Origin of the sequence: Bacteroides sp. 51, from assembly GCF_010500965.1 — a bacterium.
Classification (GTDB): Bacteria; Bacteroidota; Bacteroidia; order Bacteroidales; family Bacteroidaceae; genus Bacteroides.
This window is the reverse complement of sequence record NZ_QVMI01000018.1, coordinates 120,270-147,029: the sequence shown is the minus strand read 5'-3', so window position 1 is coordinate 147,029 and position 26,760 is coordinate 120,270. Positions and strand designations below refer to the sequence as shown.

Here is a 26,760-nt window from a genome sequence, read left to right as displayed (position 1 = left end):
ACAATATCCACCCCCTGCCCCCGCCAGCGGGGGATACCTGCGGCATCGTATCCCCCGCTGGCGGGGGCAGGGGGTGGATATTGTCATTGGTAGGGTTTACCCGAAGCAATCCAGATTGTGTGCTTTATGGTCTGGATTGCTTCGGGTAAACCCTCGCAATGACGTGACGAAATAGACTTATAACAGACTCTTACAGCAAATGAGAAAATACCCTTTCCTTCTGGCGTAGATTACATAAAACACACAATTCCTCCCATTTACTACCACAATCTGATTATTACCCCTTCTTTTAGAAGAAAGACTCCCTACTAATCATTCCGGATGATTTATTTTTGTTTTGTATTATTCGAAACACATCATCCTTATGAGAAAGAAACCTATCTTTATATCTTTATTCGCTCTTGTATGCCTGTTAGCACTAACAAGCTGTACAACTTCCACACAAAAAAACGATGAATCTCCGTGGAATAAACTCGATTCTTTATTGTCCCGGATCACTCCCCCTGTATTTCCTCATAAAGATTTCCTTGTAACAGACTACGGTGCTGTGGGCGATAATAAAACCGATTGTTCCACAGCATTCAGAAAGGCCGTTGAAGCGTGCAGTCAAGGTGGTGGTGGACGGGTAGTTGTACCCGAAGGCCGTTACAAAACAGGGGCTATTCATTTAAAAAGTAACGTTAACCTTCATTTGAGTGAGGGAGCAACCATCGCCTTTTCTACAAATCCCAAAGACTATCTGCCTCTGGTAGTCACCCGCTGGGAGGGAGTCGATTTGATGAATTATTCCCCCCTCGTTTATGCTTTCGGAGAAAAGAACATCGCTATCACCGGTTCCGGGACCTTAGACGGATGTGCCGACAACACCAACTGGTGGCCTTGGAAAGGTCGGGATATATACGGATGGAAGGAAGGCATGGAAGAGCAAAATGCTGACGGTCGTCGTCCTGCCCTTTTTGATATGGGAGAAAAAGGAGTTCCTGTGGAGGAACGGATTTTCGGTGAGGGGTTCTATCTGCGTCCGCAGTTCATCCAACCCTACAAATGCGAGAATATACTTATTGAGGGGATAACCATCCTGAACTCGCCTATGTGGATTATCCATCCGGTACTATCCAACAACATCACCATTCGGAATGTCCACGTCAATAGTGATGGTCCCAATTCCGACGGATGCGACCCCGAATCCTGTAAAGATGTACTTATCAAAGACTGTTATTTTAATACCGGAGATGATTGTATTGCCATAAAATCGGGTAGGAATGCCGATGGCCGACGTATTGGCATACCCTGCGAGAATATAATTATTCAGAATTGTACCATGGAAAACGGACACGGCGGTGTAGTCATCGGGAGCGAGATCTCCGGAGGAGCACGCTACGTCTTTGCCGAAAACAGCAAAATGAGTAGCCCTTTGCTGGACAGGGCATTGCGGATTAAAACAAGTTCTATGCGAGGAGGAACTATTGAGGATATTTATATGCGGAATGTGGAGGTAGGGCAAGTTAAACAGGAAGCCATCTACATCACCATGTTTTACGAAGACAAGGGCGACCATATGCCCATCATTAAAAACATAGGTGTGGAGAATCTGCGCGTAAAGCAAGGTGGGAAAGTCGGTATTCGGATAGAGGGGTATAAGGCATCTCCCGTAACCGATATTTATTTAAAAGACATTGATATTGAAACCTCGGAAAGGGCTTATCAGCTTGAAAATGTGGAAAATCTCTGTCTGGAGAATGTAAAAGTGAACGATAAAGAACTCAATACCGGAGATGTGCAGATAGGCAACGCGGAACGCACCCCTACCTGGTAGTCACAAACCATATAAATCTATGAATTACCATGAATAAAAGAACCTTATTTTTACTACTGGCATTAACGATCTGCATAGGTGTCAGCGCACAGCAGGCTGACAAGCCCCGGAAAGCCTATCTCGTATCCAATGCACATCTCGATACGCAATGGGACTGGGATGTACAGCGAACCATCAAAGAATACATACCTAAGACCTTGAACCAGAACCTCTTCCTATTAGGTAAGTATCCCGACTATATATTTAACTTCGAAGGTGGAATCAAATACCTGTGGATGAAGGAATATTATCCCCTTCAATATGAATGGATGAAGCAATATATCAAACAAGGGCGTTGGCACGTGGCAGGCAGCTCATGGGACGCCAACGATACCAACATTCCCTCTCCCGAGTCTTTCACCCGTAACATCTTGTACGGGCAGCATTTCTTCCGCAAGGAGTTTGGGGTAGAGGGTACGGATGTGTTTCTGCCCGATTGTTTCGGATTCAGCTGGACATTGCCCACTCTTGCCGCCCATTCGGGGTTGATCGGCTTCTCTACTCAGAAGCTCCTTTGGAGGCATCGTCCTTTTCATGGTAATAGTAAGATACCTTTTGAAATCGGGATGTGGCAAGGAGTAGACGGTACGCGCATCATGGCTGTTGCCAACGGACACTTCTATACGAAAAAATGGGAGGATGAGGATTTGAGCCACAGTCAGTATCTGATGGATATTATTGACACTGTACCCTCCAGGACCATCTACCATTATTATGGAGTAGGCGATACCGGTGGTGCTCCCAATCTTGCCTCTGTGCGTGCTGTGGAGAAAGGTGTACATGGAGATGGACCCGTTAAGATAATCAGCGCCACAAGCGATCAGATTTATAAGGATTATCTTCCTTTCGACAAACATTCCGAACTCCCCGTCTTTAACGGCGAGCTTTTGATGGATGTACATGCCACGGGTTGCTACACTTCGCAGGCGGCCATGAAATTGTATAACCGGCGCAATGAAGTGCTGGCTACTACTGCCGAACGTTCCGCAGTCGTGGCCGACTGGCTGGGTGGTCTTCCTTATCCGCAAAGTGTATTGGACGAAGCCTGGAAACGCTTCCTCTGGCATCAGTTTCACGATGATTTACCCGGAACCAGTATTCCGCGTGTTTACGAATTCTCCTGGAACGATGAGCTGATCTCGTTGAAACAATTTGCAGATGTATTGACGGCTTCCGTCGGCACCATTTCCAAAGGGTTGGATACACAGGTAAAAGGCATGCCGTTAGTGATCTATAATCCGTTGGGCACGCCTGTGTCGGATGTGATAGAGATTAGTTTAAAAATGCCTTCCAATACATCTCGCTTGAGTGTATATGATGAGAATGGCCAACAAGTGCCCTCACAGGTACTCGAAAACAGAGACGGAGAAGTCCGTATGCTTTTGGCTGCCTCGGCACCAGCCTGTGGTTCTGTAGTGTATGAAGTACGGGCGGGCGGGGAATCCAAACCATCGTTGCATCTGAAAGTTGAAGGATCAATCCTTGAAAGTTCCGTCTACAAACTGACATTGGATACCAATGGCGACATTGCTTCTATACTCGATAAACGTCACGGTAAAGAGTTGGTAGAGTCCGGCAAATCCATACGCCTCGCTCTGTTTACAGAAAACGAATCTTTCGGCACTCCTGCCTGGGAAATTATAAAAAAAGAGATAGATAAGGCCCCGGTTCCTATTGATGGTAATGTGCGTATTTCCATTGCCGAAAACGGACCGCTACGGGCTGCTCTCTGCATAGAGAAAACGTATGGGAAATCCGTATTTAAACAATATATCCGGCTCATCGAAGGCGGGCAGAACGATCGCATCGACATCTTCAACGAAATAGACTGGCAAACCACTAACGCTCTGCTGAAAGCCGAATTCCCGCTATCCATATCGAATCCGATGGGCACTTACGATCTCGGAATCGGCTCCATAGAACGGGGAAACAACACCCGGATAGCTTATGAAGTCTGCGCCCAACAATGGGCAGACCTTACCGGGCCAAATAGAGACTACGGTATATCCGTATTGAACGATTGCAAATACGGTTGGGATAAACCTAATGACAACACCATTCGGTTAACTCTATTGCATACTCCTAAAACAGAAGGAGTATATGCTTATCAGGCGCGGCAGGATTTAGGGAAGCACTATTTTACTTACTCCATCCTGGGACATGCAGGAGATTATCGGCAAGGGGGTACAGTGTTGAAAGCAGAGGTACTCAACCACCCGATGGAAGCGTTTGTTACTGCTAAGCAAAAAGGAAACCTGGGCAAGTTGTTTTCTTTCCTTCAGGTAGACAATCCGAATGTAGTGATGAAAGCATTAAAGAAGGCGGAAACATCCGATGAGTATATTCTTCGTTTTTACGAGACAACAGGGAGAAACGCACAGAAAACTACTGTTACCCTGCCTGCAACTGTTCTTTCGGCTATGGAAGTGAATGGTGTGGAAGACGAAATCGGAGTCATTAATTTTAGCGGGCAAGAGGTCAGCTTTGAAATAAAACCTTTCGGTATCAAGTCGTTTAAAGTCCGGTTGCAAGCTCCCGATCACCTTATTCAGTCTGTTCAGTCTGTGCCTGTTCGCCTGCCGTATAATATGAAAACGGCTACATACAACGCACTGTGGGCAGAGGCTAATTTTGACAGGAAAGGCCATTCGTATGCCGCTGAGCTATTTCCGGAAAGCCTGGATTACAAAGGAGTGCGTTTCCAATTGCAGGAGGCAGATGTTAATAATGGGATGAAATGCCGCCGGGATACCATTCATTTACCCGCGGGCAATTACACTCACCTGCATCTGCTTGCAGCAACCGCAGGGGATGAGGACCGTAAAGCCACTTTTATCATCAACGATAAACCGGTTGAGGTAGTTATACCCAGCTATACCGGTTTTATCGGGCAGTGGGGCCATACAAACCATACCGAAGCCTATCTCAAACCGGCTGATGTAGCTTATATCGGTACCCACCGGCATAGTCAATTGGATAATGGTGACCTTCCCTATGAATATACTTACATGTTTGATGTTGCATTGGCTTTGCCTCAAAGCAAAAAGGGGCATAAACTCGTGTTGCCCGATGATAGTCAAGTCGTACTTTTTGCCGCCACCCTTGTACAGGATTCCGGACAGGTTGAAGCAGCCACCGATTTGCTGAAAGTGCATCTTCCAGCCAAGCTAAATATGAGCAAACCGGCAGAGAAGAATCTTTTATCCGGCAAGCCGATTATTGAACATACCGGCAAAGAAGGCAAACGCGATAAAGCCGAATTTGCGCTGGATAATGATATAACATCCAAATGGCGCGATGTCACCAAGGCTGATCCTAAGTTCATCACCATTGATCTGGGCAAAGACGAAACCATTCGTGGATGGTCTGTACTTCATGCCGGACTTGAAAATCGGGATTTTATTACGAAGGAGTACCACTTGCAAGTGAAGTCGGAAACTGATACGGACTGGGTCACCGTCGATACCGTTTCGGATAATACCGCCCTGGAAACAGACCGTTTGCTCGGAGAATCAAGAAAAGCGCGTTATGTACGCCTTACCGTGACCAAGCCCGATCAGGTTGGAGGAGAGGTAGCCCATATTTGCGATTTCCGGGTGTATTGAGGTGCCTTGATGAGTTTGGGGTAGGATAACGATGAATCCTTCATTCTTTTGCAGAAGGTCTTACGATATAAATAAGGGGGTGTGTCATAAGTTAATTTCGTCACGTCATTGGTAGGGTTTACCCGAAGCAATCCAGTTCACAAAGCATACAGCCTGGATTGCTTCACTGCGTTCGCAATGACGAAGGGGATTTACCGCCTTATGACACACCCTCAAATTAATTACGAAAAGAGAAACCTTGTCATTATCAGATGTGCACCAGGTCAAGGAAATACTGTTACACTGTGTCGTTTAACGGTACGAAGGCATCGGTTCCTGATCGGGAAGATTATATTTTAGTTTCTGGTATTCCCGCATTAATCTCGATTGCAGCATCTCCAGTTGTTTAACCTCTTCCGAAAGAAGCTTTAACGTTGCATCGTTCGAGAGTAAATATTGACGATCTTCATGCGGAATAAAAGAAGTCGGCATAACACGTCCCGAAGACTTAAACTGATTAAACGCATAACGCGTCACCTCAAAATAATATTGTTTTCTTGCCGAAGTGGCTGTATTATTTAGTTTATGAAATTTCTCATTGTGATTATTAAATAACCAATTCCTGAATGTTTTATTAGCTGCATTCACATTATTCTGGTCCACTTCGCTCGATGCATTTCTCCGAAGAGAGTCTATTTTTGCATACTCCTTGAAAGTAAGCAGATAACTTTCAAGTTCCTTTTGGGCATCCTTCATGGTTTGGAGGGATAAGGCTAATTCCGGAAGCTGGTTGTAAGTGGCCAATGATTTAAGATATGGTTCGGAATAAACATTAATGGATCTTTCGGTGTTTTGGCAATAATTCAAATAGGCCTCAGTCAGTTCCCAACTGAATTTCAGCGTCTTTTCCTGCAAATCTGTTCCGATACTTTTTAGAGATTTTTCCATTTCATCTACATCCTGGGCAGCGAGCGGTTGCAGACCTATTGCACAAAGACCGAAGCAGACGATCAGGCATTTAACAAAACTATGCTTCAAAACAACTACAGTTTTCATAATCATTACTCATTAAGATTTATATTCTTGATTTTGACAAATATAGAACTATACTCTAATAACCAAGGGTAATAATCCTAAATATTTTATCGTTGTAACATATATTAGTATTAGGGTACGGAGAAATCTTTGTTAACCACGCCAACTTCGGGGCTTAACACCACAAGTGGCGGTGTATAATACGGCATATAGCGGTGTTAAGCCCCGAAGCCAGCGTGTTAACGTAGCCAGCCAGCGTATTTAACAAGAAATCCATGAAAAAGCAAGCCAAAAACGGTACGGGCATAAAAAAACACGGATGGGAATTTCTCCCATCCGTGTTCAACCTAAACCTTAACAACGAATAAAATAAAGGCAATTAAAAGCCCGGATCTATAACCTCATCATCATCATCGTTATTCCCTCCCGGGTTGGTGGCACTACCGCCATTTGTATAATCCGTTTCCAGTGGCACGACGCGGGTAACAGATACATCGCGGAGGAAATTCTTCAGCATCTTGCCCGGTATGAAATTAATTTTGCGGCGATATACTGTTTCTGCATCAACTGCCTTTTCCTCATCCTGCGCTTTCGCCCGGATACCCGGACGTAGGATTCCGAATTCGCCCAATTGTACACTGTGCCCCATGTCGAGGTTATTCACCAATACATCGAGCAAACCATCGAGTACCAGATTTGTTACTCCGCGGTGCATGCCGCATATTTCCGCAGTTTGTTTCCGTACCTTATCGAAGGTAAGCATTTCACCTGTAACCGATTTGGCTACATATTTTACAGTTTTGGTCTTATCATATCCAAATACCTGTTTAACTACTTTGTATTTAATACTCATTTTATTTGAATTTTTATGAACGTTACGAGTCGATTTTCCGACAGGCCGGCCCTGATCTTTCCGATTCTCTCCCGTTTCGTTCGGTTATTATTTAAAAAAGAACTTTAGTGTTTAACACTATGCAAATGTAGACATAGCGAGGGGCGAATCATAGGAAATAACAGGGGCAGATCCGACATCTCGCCGCGAGTCGGAAAAGAAGACTTTTACGTGCTTTTGAATATTCCCCTCTATCCTTTAAAATCATAACCCCATAGTTGCCTTGTGGGATTATACCTTTGTGTAAGTTAATCCAGTCATCTATGAAAATCCATTTCTACCTTATCCTCCTGTTAGCGTTTTGCGGATGCAGTAACGTATCCGATACAAAGATTGATAGAGAATCGTTGGTCCGCCGGAATACCCCCCGGACTACGTCACTCGACCCTCTATCTCCTTTTACGGTAGGCAACGGCGGATTTGCTTTTACAGTAGATGCTACCGGACTGCAAACCTTTCCACATATATATAAAGAAGGAGTCCCCTTAGGAGCCCAGTCCGATTGGGGATGGCATGAACATCCTAACACCCAAGGCTTTACTCCCGGCGATATTCTTAAACCCTACGATATGGGGCGCGACAGGATAGAATCCTATGCCGTTCAAAAAGACAATTCTCCTTATTCAAAAGCCGCCTCCGATTGGTTCAGGGCCAATCCCCACCGCTTGCATCTCGGCATGATTGGCCTGGCATTGGACGAGGACATTCGCACATCCCACATCTGCAACATTGAACAGCATTTGGATATGTGGGAAGGCATTATCCACAGCCGTTTTACGATCAAAGAACACCCCTTTCATATTGAAACCGTTTGCCATCCGCAAACGGATGCCATTGGTATAGCTATACAGTCGGATGCTGAACCCCGCGTCCGGTTCCATTTTCCATACCCCTCCGATCAGTTTATTACGGATGGATGCGATTGGGAGAATAATCACCTGCATCATACCTCTATTGCCCATTCTGGTAAATCACATGTTGTACTGAAGCGCCAAATAGATGCCACTATCTATTATGTAACCCTTGCATGGGAAGGAGAAGCAGCTTTCGCGGAAAAAGAAACGAACGACTTTACTTTAATTTCAACGAACCATACGCTTCGTTTATCTTGCGCCTTCAGCGAAGAACCCCTTGCAGATAATCTGTTGACATATAATGACATAAAGCAAGCATCAGTAAAACATTGGAATACATTCTGGAACACAAGCGCCGCGGTCGATTTCTCATTCTGCAAAGACAAACGCTCCAAGGAACTGGAGCGTCGCATAGTGCTCTCACAATACCTCCTGGCCACTCAATGCGCCGGCGAAACCCCTCCGCAGGAAACCGGACTGACTTATAACTCCTGGTACGGTAAATTCCACCTGGAAATGGTGTGGTGGCATCAATCCCACTTCGCCCTTTGGCAGCATCCGGAAGTATTAATGAACACCTTAAACTGGTATAAAGAAACCTGCCCCATAGCTTGCAGCATCGCACAAAGACAAGGATTCGAGGGTGCAAGATGGATGAAAATGACCGATCCCAGCGGACGTGAAACCACCTCCGCGATTGGCTCTTTCCTCATCTGGCAGCAACCCCACCCCATTTATCTGGCAGAACTAATCTACCGGGCTAACCCCTCAACGCAACTCATAGAACAGTATGGCTCACTTGTACAACAAACCGCCGAGTTTATATATTCCTTTGCCGATTACGATGGTCAAAACCACCGTTATTATCTCAAAGGATATATCCCCGCCCAGGAAAGATACAATCCGGAAACCATGGTGAATTCTCCCTTCGAAATGTGCTACTGGCTCTTCGGACTGGAAACTGCCCAGAAATGGCGCGAACGTTCGGGCCAAAGCAGATGCCCCGAATGGGATGAAATGATCCGCCGCTTTTCGCCACTTTTCACTATCGATGGCATTTATCCGCCTGCCGAATCTGTGGGCAATAACTATGCTGCACCCAACTATACCACCGACCATATGAGCGTGTTGGCGGCCTTAGGCGTTCTTCCCCCATGTCACCTTGTAGATAGGGACACAATGAGAAACACCCTCAACTGGATACTCGAAAACTGGAATTGGGAAGAAACCTGGGGATGGGATTATCCGATGACCGCCATGACCGCCATCCGGTTGGGAGAACCTCAAAAAGCGATAGACATATTATTAATGAACCAACAAACCAATACCTACCTCAACAATGGGCACAACTACCAGAATGAAAACCTACGCATATACCTTCCCGGCAATGGTGGCTTATTAACAGCCATTGCCCTGATGTGTGCCGGGTGGGATGGTAACCACCAGCCCAACCCCGGCTTCCCAAAAGATGGCAACTGGGATGTCCGGTGGGAAGGATTATTGCCAATGCCTTGATGAAAACCAACCAACCAATGACAGATATGATGATTAGAAAACAATTTGCTTTACTGCTTTTATTGCTTTTCGCTACGTTCAACCTTTCCTCGCAAACCCACGAACAACAGGCCTGGAAAGAAAGCAAACGGATAGAGAAGCGAATAAAAACAACTAAGTTTCCGAATCGTGACTTTTCGATTACGGATTACGGCGCCGTAGAGGGCCAGCCCGATGTGCCTTGCCACGAAGCCATCAACCAAGCCATTATTGCTTGTAGCCTGAGTGGTGGTGGAAGAGTAATTGTTCCCAAAGGCACCTTTTATCTGGGACCTATCGTTATGAAAAGCAACGTAAACCTCCACCTCGAAGAAGGTGCACAACTGAAGTTCATCCCCCGTCAGGAACTTTATTTTCCTGCTGTCCTTACCCGTTGGGAAGGTATAGATTGCTACAACGCCCATCCTCTGATCTATGCCAACGGCGAAACCAACATTGCTATTACCGGCAAAGGCATCATCGACGGACAGGCCAATGACGAAACCTGGTGGCACATGTGCGGCCATCCCAAATTCGGGTGGAAGGAAGGTCTACCCACCCAAACAGGTGGCGGAAGAAAACGCCTCTTTGAAATGGCCGAAAACTTTGAGCCGGTTTATAAACGGAAAATGACCCCTCAGGATGCCCTGCGTCCACCATTTGTTAACTTTAATAATTGTAAACGCATTCTCATCGAGGATGTCACCCTCACCAATTCTCCCTTCTGGATTATCCACCCCATCTTCTGCAAAGACCTTATTGTCCGCCGGGTGAAAATGATTAGCGAAGGTCCCAATACCGACGGATGTGACCCCGAATCCACCCAAAATGTACTGATTGAAGATTGCTATTTCGATACCGGCGACGACTGCATAGCCATAAAAAGCGGCCGGAATGCCGATGGCAGAAAATGGAACATTCCCAGCGAAAATATTATTGTTCGCAACTGCCACATGAAGAACGGTCATGGCGGAATAGTAGTAGGCAGTGAGATTTCCGGCGGATTCCGGAACCTTTTTGTAGAAAACTGTACAATGGATAGTCCCGAACTAGACCGTGCCATTCGCATTAAATCAAATACCTGCCGCGGAGGTACCATAGAAAATATATATATCCGCAATATCAAGGTGGGTCAATGCAAAGAAGCCGTTGTCCGCATCAATCTCAAATACGAAAGTGAAGAACATTGCGACCGTAGTTTTAATCCCATTGTCCGCAATGTATATATCGAAAATGTGACTTCGCAGAAGAGTAAACACGGTGTACTTGTTTATGGGTTAGAGGACAAAACAAACATTTACAATATAAATATTAAGAACTGCTGTTTTGAAAATGTAACAAGTGGGAATAAGATTTTTAATTGTAAAGATATAAAATTCGATAAGGTGACGATTAACGATCGGGAAGTGGTAGACTAGCCTCACTCCCGGAAACCTCCGGTATTTTATTGCCGGATTGTTAAAACTCGACTTTAAGCTGATTATAGTGAATTTTACCCTCTATAATTAACAATATTCACCTCATAGTATATATTTAAAAAAATATATTTGCAATAGGAAAAGTCCCAAATGTAATCTTAAACATATGTTTTAAAATTTTATCCAATTAAATAACAAGCGTTATGAAAACACACTTTTTATCATTGTTTGTCTTTTTCTTCCTGGTAGGTCCGCTTTACGGGCAAACCGTAAGAGTTTCCGGTACCATTACCGATAAAGACACTGAAGAACCCCTTATTGGAGCAACTGTTGTACATAAAGCCAGTAATAAGGGTACTGTGACTAACCTCGACGGGGTTTTCGACCTGCAAATATCCGGAGGAGGTGATTTAACCTTAGAAGTTAAATATATAGGTTATAAGACAGTGGAGATTAAAGCAACCCCCAATAAAACAATGCATATTCCATTGGAAGCCAATACCGTTTTATTAGATGAGGTGGTTACGCTGGGGTATGCACCGGTTAAACGCAGTGATCTTACCGGTTCGGTTGCTTCTGTAAATAGTAAGCAAATAAAAGACGTTCCTCTGGCTTCGGCGGCACAAGCACTTGCCGGACGACTGGCCGGTGTGCAGATTACAACAACCGAAGGAAGTCCGGGCGCCGAATTTAATATTCGTATTCGTGGAGGTAGTTCCATTACACAAGACAACTCACCTTTATATATAGTAGACGGCGTGCAAATGGAAAACGGACTGAACTCCGTTTCTCCACAGGAAATAGCCAGTGTAGACGTGTTGAAAGATGCCTCGACCACTGCCCTGTACGGAGCCCGCGGAGCAAATGGCGTTGTTTTGATTACCACCAAATCGGGTGCCGAGCAGAAAACTACGGTTAATTATGATGGTATGTTCGGAGTAGGATTCCTCTCCAAAGAACTGGATGTTATGGACCCTTACGACTTTGTACTCTATCAATACGACCGTAGTAGGGGAAGCCTGAAAGATGAACAGCGTTTTCTCGAATTATATGCCGAATCATTTGAAGATATGGAACGCTACAAAAGGATGGATAAAATGAATTGGCAGGATAAAATGATGGGCAATACGGCCATGATGCAAACACACAATGTCAATATCATGGGAGGAACCAAGAAAACCCGGTTCAATGTAAACTACCTGTACAACAAGCACGATGGAATCGTGTCTTACACAGGGTTGACCCGCCACCAATTTACCACCAAACTGAATCATTCCATCAACGACCGCATAGACTTTGGGGTAAGTATCCGTTATAATAATCAAACCACCGAAGGGGCAGGCTTGTCGAACGAAGGTACAGCTTCTCTTAATAACCTGAGAAACCTGATCAAGTATAAACCTTTCCTCAATCCCGGAGAGCCAATAGAAGAATTTGACCCGGAATATACCGCAGAAACCAATCCCGGAGCAGGATTGAGCCTGGTCAATCCGTCGGCATTATTCAAAGGCCAGTACCGTATGTTTAACGATCAGAATATCAATTTGAGCGGAAATGTAAATATTAAATTTACCAACTATTTATCCTTTAAATCTTCGCTTGGAGTAAACGTCAGTCGCGATAAACAAGAAGCCTTCGACGACTTTATGACTCCCAACGCCATGTATAACTATAATGGAAATCCGTACGTGCGTGTGGTGAACAGAGATGGAAAAACTATTAATCAATCCAATGTATTAACCTTTAACAACCAGGGATTTAAATCGAAGTTCAAAGACAATCATAATATCAACTTCTTGTTGGGACACGAGATTTATATCAACGAAAGAGAAGGTATCGAACAGCGCCTGAAAGATTTCCCTATCGGGATTACGCCCGAAAGCGCCATCAGCCAATTGGGTAAAGGAACTATTCTAGCTGGTTATCCGTCGAGCTCCTATACACGTAGTACACTCCTGTCTTTCTTTACAAGATTGAACTATACATTAATGCAGCGCTATATCTTTACGTTTACGTATCGTGCCGACGGCTCATCTAAATTTGCCAAAGGAAACAACTGGGGATATTTCCCTTCGGGTTCCGTGGCGTGGCGTATTTCGAAAGAGAAGTTTATGCAAAACCTCGAAGCCATCTCCGACCTGAAACTGAGATTTAGTTATGGTAAATCCGGTAATAACCGCATCAGCGACTATCTTTTCCAGACTTTCTATAAAGATGATGTGTATGGACTAAACAATACAACAACTTCCGGAGCACTTGTGCCCAACTCGTTAGGAAACTCTCACCTGACATGGGAAAGCACCATTGCGAAGAACCTCGGACTTGACCTTTCGTTATTGAATAACCGCATTCAGCTATCACTGGATCTTTATCAGAATGATACGGAAGACTTGTTATTGAATTCTCCTATTTCCTTTACCTCAGGATATAAAACCCAGACCCAGAATACCGGACAAACCCGTAACCGGGGGATTGAAGCACAGTTACAGGCCATGATTATCGAGAACAGAAACTTCTCCTGGTCGGCTAACTTCAATATTGCTTTTAATCAGAACAAGATTATCAAACTGGCCGATGGGCAAGAATCTTATCTGCAAAATTCAGGATGGGGTCCTGCCGGTGGAGTGGCCGATTATATCATTAAAGTAGGCGAACCTGTGGGTACGATTTACGGATACGAAATGGACGGTTTCTACACTGTAGATGATTTTGACTTCGCACCAGATCCCGATAACCCGGGCTATGGACGCTATACGCTGAAAGAAGGATTGGCAGATCCGTCGAAAGTGATCGGAACTCCTGAGCCTGGTATGATGAAGTTTAAAACCGGAGATGATGGTATATTGGATGATAACGATAAGAAGATTATCGGTCGTGCAGCCCCTAAATTCACCGGAGGATTAAATCAGCAATTTACCTATAAAGGATTCGATATGAGTGTCTTTGTAAACTTCCAATGGGGCAATAAAGTATTGAATGCATCGAAAGTGGAATTTACTAACGGCTACTCGGCCCATACCAATTTGCTGGGCTTCATGAAAGATCGTTGGAGAACAACAGACAATTCCGGTAACGTGATTCAAAAGATAATTCAGGAAGGCGGAAAGAATGTATCTTACGGTATTGCTCCGGAACAACTTGCCGAGATGAATAAAGATGCTACGATCTGGGCGCCTAACAGAGGAGCTTCGGGTTTCTTCCCTACATCCTGGGCAGTTGAGGATGCCTCTTTCCTGAGAATCAACAACATTACTTTGGGTTACACCTTTAAATCTCCATTGTTGAGAAGGCTCAGTATCTCTCAGTTGAGAGTATATGGTACGGTAAATAACCTGGCTGTATTTACCAGCTACAGCGGATATGACCCGGAAGTGGATACAAGACGCTCTACCCGCGTTACTCCGGGAGTCGATTATTCAGCCTATCCACGGACACGTACGTTCCTGGCAGGGGTAAACCTTTCATTCTAATCATATTAAAAACAGTCCGTATTATGAAAAAGATTAAATATTATATCGCATCCCTGTTGGGATTTGGAATATTATCGGTGTCATGCAGCGACTTCTTAACCGAAGAACCCAGAGCGCTGACATCTTCGAGCGAGGCATTCAGCAATGTTACCTATGCAACGAAAAGTACATTGGGTGTATACCGGACCTTATTAGGCGGTCCGGCTTATGGCTCACGATTAAGTCTCTTCTTCCCTTACGACGATGGAGATATTTGGGGTACACCAAGAAACGGAATACCTGATAATGGAGCGCGCGACGTATCCCGGTATGATGTGAAGCCAACTCACGGTTTCCTCGATCCGGTGTTCAGGAACCTTTATACCGGAATAGAACGTGCCAACCTTTGTATTAAGTATATCCCTAAGATGGGGGCTTATGAGAATGGCAGCGATTCGGAAAAAGCTGAATTGAGAAGGCTCTTGGGAGAATCTCTTACTTTGCGCGCTTTGTTTTATTTTGAATTGATCCGTATCTGGGGAGATGTTCCGGCACAGTTTGATCCATCGGAAGATGCTGGTGATTTAAATCTGGCAAAATCCGACCGGGATATCATCTATGACCGTCTTTTGGAGGATCTGAAACAAGCATCTGACTTGGTGCCCTGGCGTAAAATAGAAGGCATTGCCGATGACGAACGCATCACCCAAGGGGCTGTTCGTGGACTCCGTGCCCGTATAGCACTCTTCAGAGGTGGATATTCCTTGCGTCGGGAAACGAATAAGATGGAACGCCGCGACGATTACAAAACATTCTATCAGATAGCCCGCGACGAATGTGCAGAGATTATGAAACATCGCGATTCGCATAACCTGAATTCGAGTTTCCAGGCTGTATTCAAAGATGGTTTGTGTAGTTTCGTGATTGAACCTAACGGAGAAGTAATGTTTGAGGTAGCTATGACAGGGGCAAACTACGACCTTTCCGGGTCATTGGGCTACACTAATGGACCAAAGGTTTATGGACAAGGTAATGGGGCTATATTAGTTGTTCCGTCTTATTTCTATTCTTTCGATCAGGCAGACTTAAGAAGAGACGTAACCACTGTTATTTATCAGATAAATACAAAAGGAGAGAAAGAATTGGTGGAGTTGTCGGGTATCTATGATGGAAAATTCCGTCGCGACTGGATCAAAGCAAGTGTTCCTTTATCTACCCGTATACAATATTCGGATGTAAACTGGCCTCTCCTGCGTTTCTCGGATGTATTGCTGATGTTTGCAGAAGCTGAAAATGAATTGTCGGGACGGCCTACGGATGCTGCTGTCAGTGCATTTGAAGAAGTTCGGATACGTGCATTTGGCGGTAATGCAGCAGCTATAGGTACCACACCTACTACATATGAGGGATTTTTTCAAGCCATTGTCAAGGAACGTTCGCTTGAATTCGGTGGTGAGGGGATTCGTAAATACGACCTTATCCGCTGGAACCTGCTGGGAACCAAATTGGAAGAAGCCCGTCAGAATCTGAAAAAAATAAAGAATCATGAGTCGCCTTATGAAAATGTACCTAAATTCGTTTATTATAAGAAAGGAGCGGAATTGGATATAGCCAATTCATTCTATGAGCTTGATCCGGAAGAGGCTCCCGAAGGGTATATAAAAGTGGGTTGGAGCGAATCGCTTATTGACAGAGTACTGGGTTGGGTAGCTCCTAACTTCCAGGAAAATCACAGTGAGTTGATGCCTATTCCGCAAACGGCGATCGAAGCGAATAAAAACATAACTCAGGATTATGGGTATTAAAAGGTATTAAGCGTTTTCAGGAAACACAGGAAAGTAATCGTACCTGATCCCCATGATTGGGATCGGTACGATTGTCCTGCTAAAAAGAGAGATGGCTTGTGAATGAAAGGAGAACAGATATGATGAACAGAAAATGTAAGTACTTGAAAGCAGTTTTAATGATATGGTGGGTCATGGTTGGTATTTGTGTACAGGCCGGCGAATCCATTCAGTTCAGGCATCTGTCGCTGAAAGAAGGACTTTCACAAAGCCCCATCTTTTCTATTGCCCAGTCCCGGAAAGGGTTTGTCTGGATTGGCAGTAGAGACGGACTTATCCGTTTTGATGGCTATGAGTTCAAAACTTATAAGAATGATAAGATTACCGGTCAAAGCATTGCCCATAGCAATATAAAAGCCATATACGAAGATCAAAATGAGAATTTGTGGATCGGCACCTCCAGCGGACTGTTTGTTTTTGATCAGAAACAGGAGCGATTCAAAACCGTAGACCTCGGCTCCATGTGTATGGTACTTGGTTTATTGCCCGGAGAGAACGGTGAACTGTGGGTTGCTACCAGCAGGGGATTAAAATGCGTAAGTCTGGAAACCATGCAGTCATTGGATTTCCTGTTGTCCGAACAAAATCAACTCTCTCTGGCGGAACGGTATATCAGTTGCCTGGCCAGAGATGAGAAAAAAAGAATCTGGATAGGGCTTGAAAAGGGAATCGCTTGTTTTTCTCCCGCATCAGGTGAGATCATTGCTTTGCCTCCTGAACTATCGAATAATGTAACCCTGCAACAGGCGAACGTTTCTGTAATCAAGCAAGCAAAAGAAGGAAACATGTGGTTTGGTACCATAGATTTTGGTGTTTTCTATCACGATATTCATACGGGTACTTGTATCAACTATCAGCATAAAACAAATGATTCGCAAACCTTGCTTTCCAACTTTGTACGTGACATTTATATAGCCGATGATGGTAAAGTCTGGATAGCAACCCGCAACGGATTAAGTATCCTGGATTTGCAACAGGGGTGCATAAGCAACTATGTACACGACAGTACTGATCCCCACAGCCTGAGCCACAATACCATCTGGCAATTTATGAAAGACCATTCCGGGAATATTTGGATGCCGACTTATGCCGGTGGAATCAATATCTTCAGTGGGCACAAGCAGAATTTTGTGAATATCGGTGAGCAGGTAGGAAGTCGGAGTGGGTTGAATCAGCCTCTGGTCAACAGCGTATTGCTTGATATTGAGAAGGATCAGCTCTGGGTTGGCACGGATGGCGGTGGCCTCAACCATGTGGATAGGGAGAAGAATACCGTGACCTACTATTCTGTACGGGCAGAGAACGAGCAGAAACAAAGCAACATCGTTAAATCATTAATGTGGGACAGGCAGAAACGCATCTGGGTAGGAACGTTAGATGGTGTAGCCATTTTCGAACCCCAAAACAAACAGTTGCGTTACCTTCGGATAGGAATGCCCAACCGCCATATCCGCGTAAACACACTTTTATCCGATCAGGATAAAGTTTGGGCAGGCACAGATAACGAAGGATTACTGTTGTTTGACGAGAGTGGTAAGATGGATACAATCTTTACTTTTGGAGGCGATACCGGACATACGTTAAGCAGCAATTCAATCAATGCCATACTGAAGGATGAAGCAGGGAATCTGTGGATAGGCACACGCAACGGGCTGAACCACTATGATCCTCAAACGAAGCATTTTTCTGCTTATGTAGATTCGGCAGATGCAAACAATTTTAATTCCCGGATTATACTATCACTTCACCACGATTCCAACAACCGGCTTTGGGTAGGAACGATGTCCGGCGGATATTATTTTGATAAGAATAACCGGACGTTTTATAAACTCAATATTCCTGATATCAATGAAGATGTAATACAGGCCATCTGCGATGATAATAACGGTAACATTTGGTTTAGTACCTATAATGGATTGATAAAAATAGAGTTTACGCACTTTCGCACACCCTTCCAACCGGACGATTGTGTTATTACCCGGTACACTGCCAAAAATGGATTGGCCAGTAACCAGTTCCTTCCTCAGGCAGTGGCAAAAAGCACGTACGGTGAACTCTTTTGGGGTGGGGTAAATGGAGTGACCACTTCTTTTCCTGATCGCATCCGGAAGAATGCCGATATACCTGTCATTGCCATTACCGGTTTTTATATCCACAATGAAGAGGTGACGTTGCAAACCAAAGACAGTCCGTTGCAAACGGCTATTGAGGATACCCGCGAGATCACCCTGAACTACAAACAGGGCTACAACATCGGTTTTAAATTTGCAGCCCTGAACTTCATCTATACCGAAAGCAACCGGTATGCCTATCGCATGAAGGGTTTGGCCAATAATGACAGTTGGAACTATTCGGAGAACCAGCGTACGGTTCAATATACCAATCTGACGCCCGGCAAATATACTTTCCAGGTGAAAGCTGCCAATAACGATGGTGTATGGAACGAAACCCCTATGGAAATAAAGATCACCGTTTTGCCACCATTTTGGAAAACATGGTGGGCTTATCTTCTGTATGCAGTGATCTTAGGTTGCATTATCTATTATATTATTTATTTCTTCCGGGTCCGCGCTCGTCTGGAAAGGTCTTTGTTTGAAGAGCAATTGCAAAACCAACGTCAGGAAGAACTTAATCGCATAAAGTTTGAGTTCTTTACGAATATCTCGCATGAGATACGTACCCCTTTAACTCTGATCCTGGCTCCGCTTGAGAAGCTGGAAAGCGAGACGAAAGAGAATGAAAAAGTGCATGGTCAGCTTTCCCACATTAAGAACAATGCGGTACGCCTGCTCAAGTTAGTCAATGAGTTGCTGGACTTCCGGAAAGTGGAAACTGGTAACATGAAACTTTATATTACTCTGAACGATGTCGTACAGTTAGCCCGGAATGTTTATAACTCTTTCTGCGAGTTGGCCCATGAAAAGCATATTTCTTTTGAGTTTGAAACCAATGCCGAGAAGATAGGAGCCTATTTTGATAAAGATCAGATCGAGAAAGTACTCTATAACCTACTATCCAATGCCTTTAAGTTCACCCCCGATGGCGGCAAAATAGTTTGCTCCCTTGAAAAAAACGCAGATACGGTAGAACTCCGGGTAACCGATAACGGGAAAGGTGTAGAGGCTGTTAATCAAAAGAAGATATTCCAGCGCTTCTATCAAGTAGATCCGTATAGCACTTCCAAAGCAGGTACTGGTATCGGCTTAGCCTATTCGAAGAGTATCATCGAGCTTCATAAAGGAGAGATTGATGTGGATTCCGGCCTGAAGAATGGTAAAATGCACACCTCATTCTATATCAAATTACGATTGGGCAGAGATCATTTTGACGCCAGTCAGTTGGTATTAGACGATGAAACCGGTAAAACGATTGTCGGAGAGTCCGTGCATGTGGATACGGAGAGTACTGTGCATGATGCTCCTCGTAAAGCAACGATTCTGATTGTGGAAGATAACAAGGAACTTCGCACATTTATAAAAGAGTCTCTGCTGAATATTTATCATATTTTGGAAGCCGAAGATGGAGAGCAAGGATGGAATATAGCTATAGAATCTATTCCTGATTTGATTATCAGTGATATTATGATGCCCAAATCGGATGGGCTTGAGCTGATTCAACGGCTGAAAGAAGATGACCGCACCAGCCATATACCGTTTATATTCCTTACCGCCCGTACTAATTATGAGCATTTGGTTGAAGGGTTGGAAACCGGAGCCGATCTTTATCTGACCAAGCCTTTCAGTCTTAAAGTTCTGGAATTGAATATACATAACATGCTAAATACGCGCGAAGTGATGCGGGAGAAATTCACCCGGAGGTTAGTGTATGAACCCACTCAAATGATTGTTGAATCTTTGGATGAGAAATTCTTCCGGAAGGCATTAGCTATTATTGAAGAGAATATTTCTAATCCGGAGTTTGATGTACCTACATTGGCAGTGGAGGTGGGAATGAGTCAGCCCGTCTTATATAAAAAGATCAGGGCGCTCTCCAATATGTCCGTCAATGACTTTATCAAGTCGATACGTTTGCAGAAGGCTGCTCAACTACTCAAACAACATCAATATGGGGTGGCTGATATTGCTTACATGGTTGGCTTCAATGACCGTAAATACTTTAGTAAAGAGTTCAAAAAGATATTTGATAAGAACCCTACCGAATATATGAATGCATTTCAAGAAAATGATAATCCCGATAATCCATGAAAACAAAACTATTCATTTTAGGCTTATATTGCTTGTGCATCGCTTGCACGGAGGTGAAAACGCAATCCTGGCAGGTCATTGCACCAGAGAATGCCGAAACCCCATATACTGCATTTCTACTATGGGATAAAGTAGACGGAGCCACTTCCTATCGCATAGAGTATGATGGGAAACAGACTGCGTCGGCCCATAAAACGTATATAACTATAGATCAATTAAGACCGGAAACGGCTTATGACTTTACGGTTACCTCTTTGAATGAAGAGGGTAAAACTATACCGAAAAAGGCTACCATCCGTGTTGTAACCAAGCCCATACCTGAAACTATTTATGCCCGCAATTACTCTATAAAAAGCGGAAAGGAATACCTCAATACCAAGGCTTTACAATCAGCCATAGACGATTGCCCCAAAGGAGGAGCCGTTGTAATTCCTTCCGGTACATACTATACGGGAGCCCTTTTTCTTAAAAGTGATATGACTTTATATCTGGAAGAGGGAGCCATTTTGCAGGGAACGGATAATTTGAATGACTATCCCTTAACTCCCAATCGTTTTGAAGGATGGGAAATAACAACTCCGTCGGCCTTGTTGAATGGTGGAAAGATTGACCGCGGCGATGGGTTTCAATTACGAAACCTTTCCATTCGCGGCAAAGGTATGATTCGTGGAGGAGGCAAAAAGCTCACAGATGCTATGATTGCGCACGGAGGCGAACGCCACATGGGGCGCCTGATTTGTTTGATGAATGGAGAAAATATCACAATTGATGGCCTCACCATAGAAGAATCTCCCTGTTGGACCATTCATTATATTTATTGCAAGAATGTGGTATGTAAAGACTTGGTTATAAACAGTGAAGTGATCCGAACGGATGGTATAGATCCGGATTCTTCATCAGACTGTTATATTTATAACTGTACTTTCTCCAATGGAGATGATTGCATTGCCATCAAATCGGGTAAGAATCCGGAAGGGAATCAAATCAATATACCTACGCAGAATGTACGGATCGTAGACTGTAATTTCGAGAAAGGACATGGCATATCCATCGGCAGTGAGATGTCGGGTGGAGTAAAGAATGTTCTGATTATGGATTGCCGTGCGGGTGATCTTCTCAATGGATTGCAAATAAAAGCCACTCCTCAACGGGGAGGATATGTGGAAGATATCCGGGTAATGGATAGCAGCATTCAAAAGATACGCTTATTCACCCAGTTAAACTATAATAACGATGGGGAAAGCGCTGAGGCGCTACCGATATTCAGGAATATGGTTTTCTCTAATCTGGATATGACTCAGGCGCCATCCGGTCAATCTTTGATAGAGGTCAATGGCTTTGATGACAGGCAACACTATACGAACAATATAGCGTTCAACAACATTCTTCTTCCGGAGCAAACCACCATTAAAATTAAGCATTGCAGTTCGTTGACTTTCAGCCAGGTGTTGAGCAAAGCGAAGAGCAAACCCCATTATGAAATAATTGAATCTAATGATATACTAACCCATCCATAAGTTATGAAAAAGAAACAAATCCTATTCTTATTTATTGTTCTCCTGACATCGGGCTTGTATGGACAGACAGAACCTACCGATAAATTGGCAACCCCTGAAACGCGTAACCTATACCTGAATCTGCAACGATCGGCCAAGAAAGGAATTCTGCTTGGCCATCAGGATGATCTTTACCGGGGCAGGGGTTGGGAGAATGTACCCGGACGCTCAGATTTCAAAGAATTAATCGGGGAGTACCCAGCTATATTAGGTTCTGACCTCGGGAAAATTGAATTGGGAGGAGATAAAAATGTATCGTGGCAGCAGTTCTCTATACAAACATCACACATTGAGCAGTTCTACCGCCAGGGTGGCATCAATACAATTGCATGGCACATGAATAATCCGGTAGACCCAACCCAGGGGATGAAAAGCACACAAGATTCTACGATCTACTATTTATTTTCCGATCCGAAGCTAGTAGAACGTTATCACACCTGGATGGATGCTGCGGCAGATTATCTGCTTAGCCTGAAAGGAGATAACGGAGAACCGATTCCCGTACTGTTGCGCCTCTTCCATGAGCACACGGGAAACTGGTTCTGGTGGGGCAAAAGCCATTGTACCCCTGAGGAGTATATTAAGATGTGGCGATATACCGTTGATTACCTTCGCAATACCCGGCAAGTACATAATCTTCTGACAGTTTACTGTACAGATGTATTTGATACCCCCGAAGAATATCTGGAACGTTATCCGGGCGATGCATACGTAGATGTATTAGGTTTTGATCTTTATGATAAAGAGCACTGGCACCCTCAAGGTACGTATGTTGAAAGAGGAAAGAAAATGGTGAAGATATTGCAGGACATCAATAAGGATAAGAAGAAAGTAATGGCGCTGGCCGAAACCGGATTTAACAAGATACCTGTTGATAATTGGTGGGCAGGTTCCGTCATGCCGGTATTAAAGAATTCGGGATTCTCTTACGCGATAATCTGGAGTATAGGAGTGAATAATTATTTTTCTCCTTATAAGGGACATCCCAGCGCACCCGATTTTCGGAAGTTCAGTAAAAAGAAATGGCTGCTCTTTGAATCGGATACGCGGAAGCTAAATATGTACCAATCCGCGAAATGAGAAAAGACCCCCTTTTCATTAAAAATATTGCCCCATAGTTTAACTGCATGTACTGTATTTTTGCAGAGTAACTCAAAAAAGAAACCATGAAAACAATTCGTAATATCATACTCTATCTTGCTGTAGTGCTGGTCTGCTCCTCGGCAACTTCCCATCATCCGATCACTGTTTATATGATTGGCGACTCCACCATGGCCAATAAATCTGCGGAGAAACATCCGGAAATGGGTTGGGGGCAAGCGTTTGAAAGCTATTTCGGCAAAGACGTAAAAGTCGACAACCGGGCGATGGACGGAAGAAGTACCCGGAGTTTCATAGCCGAAGGTCGGTGGGAGTCTATTCTTCAGACTCTGAAAGAGAATGATTATGTTATTATTCAGTTTGGGCATAACGATGAAAAGGTGGATACTCCCCGGGGGACTACCCTTTACGACTATAAGGAGAACCTTAAAAGGTTTATTCGTGAAACACGTGCAAAGAAGGCGATCCCCATTCTGCTGACTCCGGTCACCCGAAGAACATTTACCGATGGTAAACTGGTAAACTCGCATGGCGATTATCCTAAAGCAGCAAGGGAGGTGGCTGTGGAGGAAAATGTGGCCTTTATTGATGCGCTTAAACTCAGTGAAGAGATTGTTGTTGAACTGGGGCCGGAGGCATCCAAACAACTATATCTGTGGGTGGAGCCTGGTGAATATACTTATTACCCGGAAGGTAAAAAAGATAATACCCATTTTACCTCGCACGGCGCACATATTATAGCAGGTGCGGTAGCCAAAGAAATAAAGAAGATGGACTTGCCTCTAAGTAAACTCTTTAAATGAATCGAAGATCATGGATACAAATCGGATATTAAAACCAGCGATACTACTTTCTCTGTTTTTTCTTCTTTTCACTTCTCAAGTGAAAGCGGGCAAAGGCGATAAACCAGCTTATCTGGACAGCCGGACACCTGTTGAACAAAGGATTACTGACTTGATGGGGCGGATGACATTGGAAGAGAAGGTAGCCCAAATGTGCCAGTATGTTGGCCTGCAACACATGCGACAAGCTGAGGAAAGGCGCATGAACTCCAGCCAGATGAAGAGCAGCGATGCCTGGGCCTTTTATCCGGGAATGACGGCAAAAGATATTGAAGATATGGTGTCGCGGGGAGAGATCGGTTCGTTCCTGCATGTATTATCGGCTGCTGAGGCTAATAAACTTCAACGCCTGGCTATGCAGAGTCGCTTGCGTATACCGCTTTTAATCGGAATTGATGCTGTACATGGCAATGGAATGGTGCCGGGTAGCACGGTGTACCCTTCGCCTATCGGTCTTTCCTGTACCTGGGATACCACACTTGTGCGTAGAACGGCCGCAGAGACAGCGCTGGAAATGCGTGCTACCGGATTTCATTGGACATTCTCGCCCAACCTGGATGTAGCACGTGATGCACGATGGGGAAGAGTCGGTGAAACTTTTGGCGAGGACACTCACCTGGTGACTGCTATGGGTGTGTCTACTATTAAAGGATTGCAGGGCGAGGATTTCACCGGTACCACCAATGTTATTGCATGCGCTAAACATTTAGTGGCCGGCAGTGAACCGATTAACGGACTGAATGTGGCTCCTTCCGATTTGTCCGAACGTACGCTTTGGGATGTATATTACCCGCCCTTCAAGGCTGCGGTAGATGCCGGAGTATTTACGGCAATGCCTGCACACAACGAAATTAACGGTATTGCCTGCCATGCCAGTAAATATCTGATGACGGATCTTTTACGGAATAAGTGGGGCTTTAAGGGCTTTTACATCAGCGACTTTAAGGATATCGAACGGTTGGCGGAAGTACATCGCGTAGCTGCCGACCAGAAGGAAGCCGTGTATAAATCGGTGATGGCTGGCATGGATATGCATATGCATGGACCGGAGTTTCTGGAGCCTATACTTGAAATGATTGAAGAAGGTAAACTAACGGAAGGACGCATTGACGAAGCCGTAAGGAAGATACTGGAAGTAAAGTTCCGTTTGGGGCTTTTCGAGAATCCTTATATTGATGAAAAGCAATTGGGGCAACAGTTGTTCACCCCAAACCATCAACAAACCGCACTGGAAGCTACCCGTAAGTCTATTGTTTTATTGAAGAATAGCGATAGTATATTACCTCTCGGGGCGGAAGGAAAACGTATCCTGGTAACTGGCCCTAATGCCAACAATCAGGCCATGCTGGGAGATTGGAGCGCTATACAACCGGCAGGAAATATCGTGACCGTTGTGGATGGGATACGTAAATCTGCCGGACACGGAACGGTGGTGAATTTCCACGATACCGGAGATGCCATTCCACAGCTTTCGCATGAGAAAATAGCGGCGGCAAAAGCGGCGGCCATGCAGAATGATATCATTATTGCAGTGATAGGAGAGAATGCTTTACGCAGCGAAAGCGTTAACCGGAATTCCGGCGAGAACATCGACCGGGACAACATCGACCCGGCCGGTTTGCAGAATGAACTGATTGAAGAGTTGTGCAAAACAGGGAAACCGGTTATCGTTGTTTTGATAAACGGCAGGCCGTTAAGCATCGGATTGATTCAGCAAAAGGCTAAAGCTATCGTCGAAGCCTGGGAACCCGGAAGTTTCGGCGGGCAAGCCATCGGAGAGGTGATCTTCGGGAAGGTCAATCCAAGTGGCAAGTTGTCTATCTCGTTCCCGCGTAGCGTGGGACAAATCCCGGTTTTCTACAATCATAAACCTTCGCAGTATGTGCGGAAATATCTGCGTACTTCGTCCGAACCGTTATATACTTTTGGCGACGGGCTGAGTTATACCACCTATGAATATAGTGAACCTGTATTGGATAAATCGTTGATCACTCCGGGCGAATCGGTAAACGCTTCAGTAGAAGTGAGAAACACAGGCAAACGGGATGGTGATGAGGTTGTGCAATTGTACCTGCGCTATCCGATCGGTGATGTGACCCGGGCGGTAAGAGAACTGAAAGGTTTCCGTCGTATTCATCTCAAAGCGGGCGAAAAGAAACAGGTGACTTTTACTTTGACTCCCCAGATCTTATCTTCTTATGATGCAGAGATGAATTTTAAAGTCGATGAGGGTGAGTTTACGATTATGGTGGGAGGTTCCTCTCGCGATGCTGCGCTAAAGACTAATACCTTGAAGGTGGCCGGTAAATAAAATACTGGCTTACTGAGGTTCAGGCGGTAGTTCAATGTCTCCCGGGCATAGGCTGAATCTCCCTCAGCCGGTGGGGAAATGTTATTCAGGTAGTAGATCAACCGGATTGATCCGGTACATCAACCGGATTCATCCAGTACATGAGGCAGATTCACCCAGTGCTTCAACCAGATTGACCCAGTGCATGAGCTAGACTCATCCAGTGCCTCAGCCCGGCTCAGGCATTGGATGAACATTGCTGATCCAGTGCCTCACTTCTTAGAAGAAATGGGGTATGTAAG

At 44.7% G+C, this 26,760-nt stretch carries 13 protein-coding genes; 11 read left to right on the top strand and 2 right to left on the bottom strand.

What is annotated here, in order from left to right:
* Window positions 1-364: 364 nt before the first annotated feature.
* Both D0T87_RS14645 and D0T87_RS14640 read left to right on the top strand, forming a co-directional pair.
* Entirely contained in the window at window positions 365-1,816 is a 1,452-nt protein-coding gene (locus tag D0T87_RS14645; protein ID WP_163175887.1) for a glycoside hydrolase family 28 protein, read from the top strand.
* Between the two features lie 29 nt (window positions 1,817-1,845).
* Window positions 1,846-5,460, top strand: a complete 3,615-nt coding sequence (locus D0T87_RS14640) for a glycoside hydrolase family 38 C-terminal domain-containing protein (RefSeq protein WP_163175886.1) — start codon at window positions 1,846-1,848, stop codon at window positions 5,458-5,460.
* Window positions 5,461-5,751: 291 nt separating this feature from the next.
* Here the strand turns inward: D0T87_RS14640 and D0T87_RS14635 are convergent, their stop codons facing one another.
* A complete protein-coding gene (locus D0T87_RS14635; RefSeq protein ID WP_163175885.1) occupies window positions 5,752-6,495 on the bottom strand; it encodes a DUF5039 family protein in 744 nt (247 codons plus the stop codon).
* 358 nt (window positions 6,496-6,853) lie between these two features.
* Window positions 6,854-7,327 (bottom strand): DNA-binding protein, encoded by a 474-nt coding sequence (locus D0T87_RS14630; protein ID WP_163175884.1) that lies wholly within the window; start codon window positions 7,325-7,327, stop codon window positions 6,854-6,856.
* Between the two features lie 302 nt (window positions 7,328-7,629).
* On the opposite strand from D0T87_RS14630, the gene D0T87_RS14625 reads away from it, so the two are divergent.
* The 9 genes from D0T87_RS14625 (at window position 7,630) to D0T87_RS14585 (ending at window position 26,479) form a co-directional block, all read left to right on the top strand.
* Window positions 7,630-9,735: a hypothetical protein gene (locus tag D0T87_RS14625; RefSeq protein WP_163175883.1), complete on the top strand. Its 2,106-nt coding sequence runs from the start codon at window positions 7,630-7,632 to the stop codon at window positions 9,733-9,735.
* 29 nt (window positions 9,736-9,764) lie between these two features.
* Window positions 9,765-11,171, top strand: coding sequence for a glycoside hydrolase family 28 protein (locus D0T87_RS14620; RefSeq protein ID WP_163175892.1), 1,407 nt, complete (start codon window positions 9,765-9,767; stop codon window positions 11,169-11,171).
* Between the two features lie 203 nt (window positions 11,172-11,374).
* Window positions 11,375-14,641 (top strand): TonB-dependent receptor, encoded by a 3,267-nt coding sequence (locus tag D0T87_RS14615; RefSeq protein WP_163175882.1) that lies wholly within the window; start codon window positions 11,375-11,377, stop codon window positions 14,639-14,641.
* A 23-nt stretch (window positions 14,642-14,664) separates the two neighbouring features.
* Window positions 14,665-16,425 (top strand): RagB/SusD family nutrient uptake outer membrane protein, encoded by a 1,761-nt coding sequence (locus D0T87_RS14610; protein ID WP_163175881.1) that lies wholly within the window; start codon window positions 14,665-14,667, stop codon window positions 16,423-16,425.
* 119 nt (window positions 16,426-16,544) lie between these two features.
* Window positions 16,545-20,669 (top strand): hybrid sensor histidine kinase/response regulator transcription factor, encoded by a 4,125-nt coding sequence (locus D0T87_RS14605; protein ID WP_163175880.1) that lies wholly within the window; start codon window positions 16,545-16,547, stop codon window positions 20,667-20,669.
* Window positions 20,666-22,186: a glycosyl hydrolase family 28 protein gene (locus D0T87_RS14600; RefSeq protein WP_163175879.1), complete on the top strand. Its 1,521-nt coding sequence runs from the start codon at window positions 20,666-20,668 to the stop codon at window positions 22,184-22,186. The genes D0T87_RS14605 and D0T87_RS14600 overlap by 4 nt, the downstream gene beginning before the upstream one ends.
* Window positions 22,187-22,189: 3 nt before the next feature.
* Window positions 22,190-23,305 carry a glycoside hydrolase family 26 protein gene (locus tag D0T87_RS14595; RefSeq protein ID WP_163175878.1) on the top strand — a complete coding sequence of 372 codons (1,116 nt, stop codon included), beginning with the start codon at window positions 22,190-22,192 and terminating at the stop codon, window positions 23,303-23,305.
* An 86-nt stretch (window positions 23,306-23,391) separates the two neighbouring features.
* The gene (locus D0T87_RS14590; protein ID WP_163175877.1) at window positions 23,392-24,129 is read left to right on the top strand and encodes a rhamnogalacturonan acetylesterase; all 738 of its coding nucleotides are present in this window, start codon (window positions 23,392-23,394) and stop codon (window positions 24,127-24,129) included.
* A 10-nt stretch (window positions 24,130-24,139) separates the two neighbouring features.
* Window positions 24,140-26,479, top strand: coding sequence for a glycoside hydrolase family 3 N-terminal domain-containing protein (locus D0T87_RS14585; protein WP_163175876.1), 2,340 nt, complete (start codon window positions 24,140-24,142; stop codon window positions 26,477-26,479).
* Window positions 26,480-26,760 lie beyond the last annotated feature (281 nt).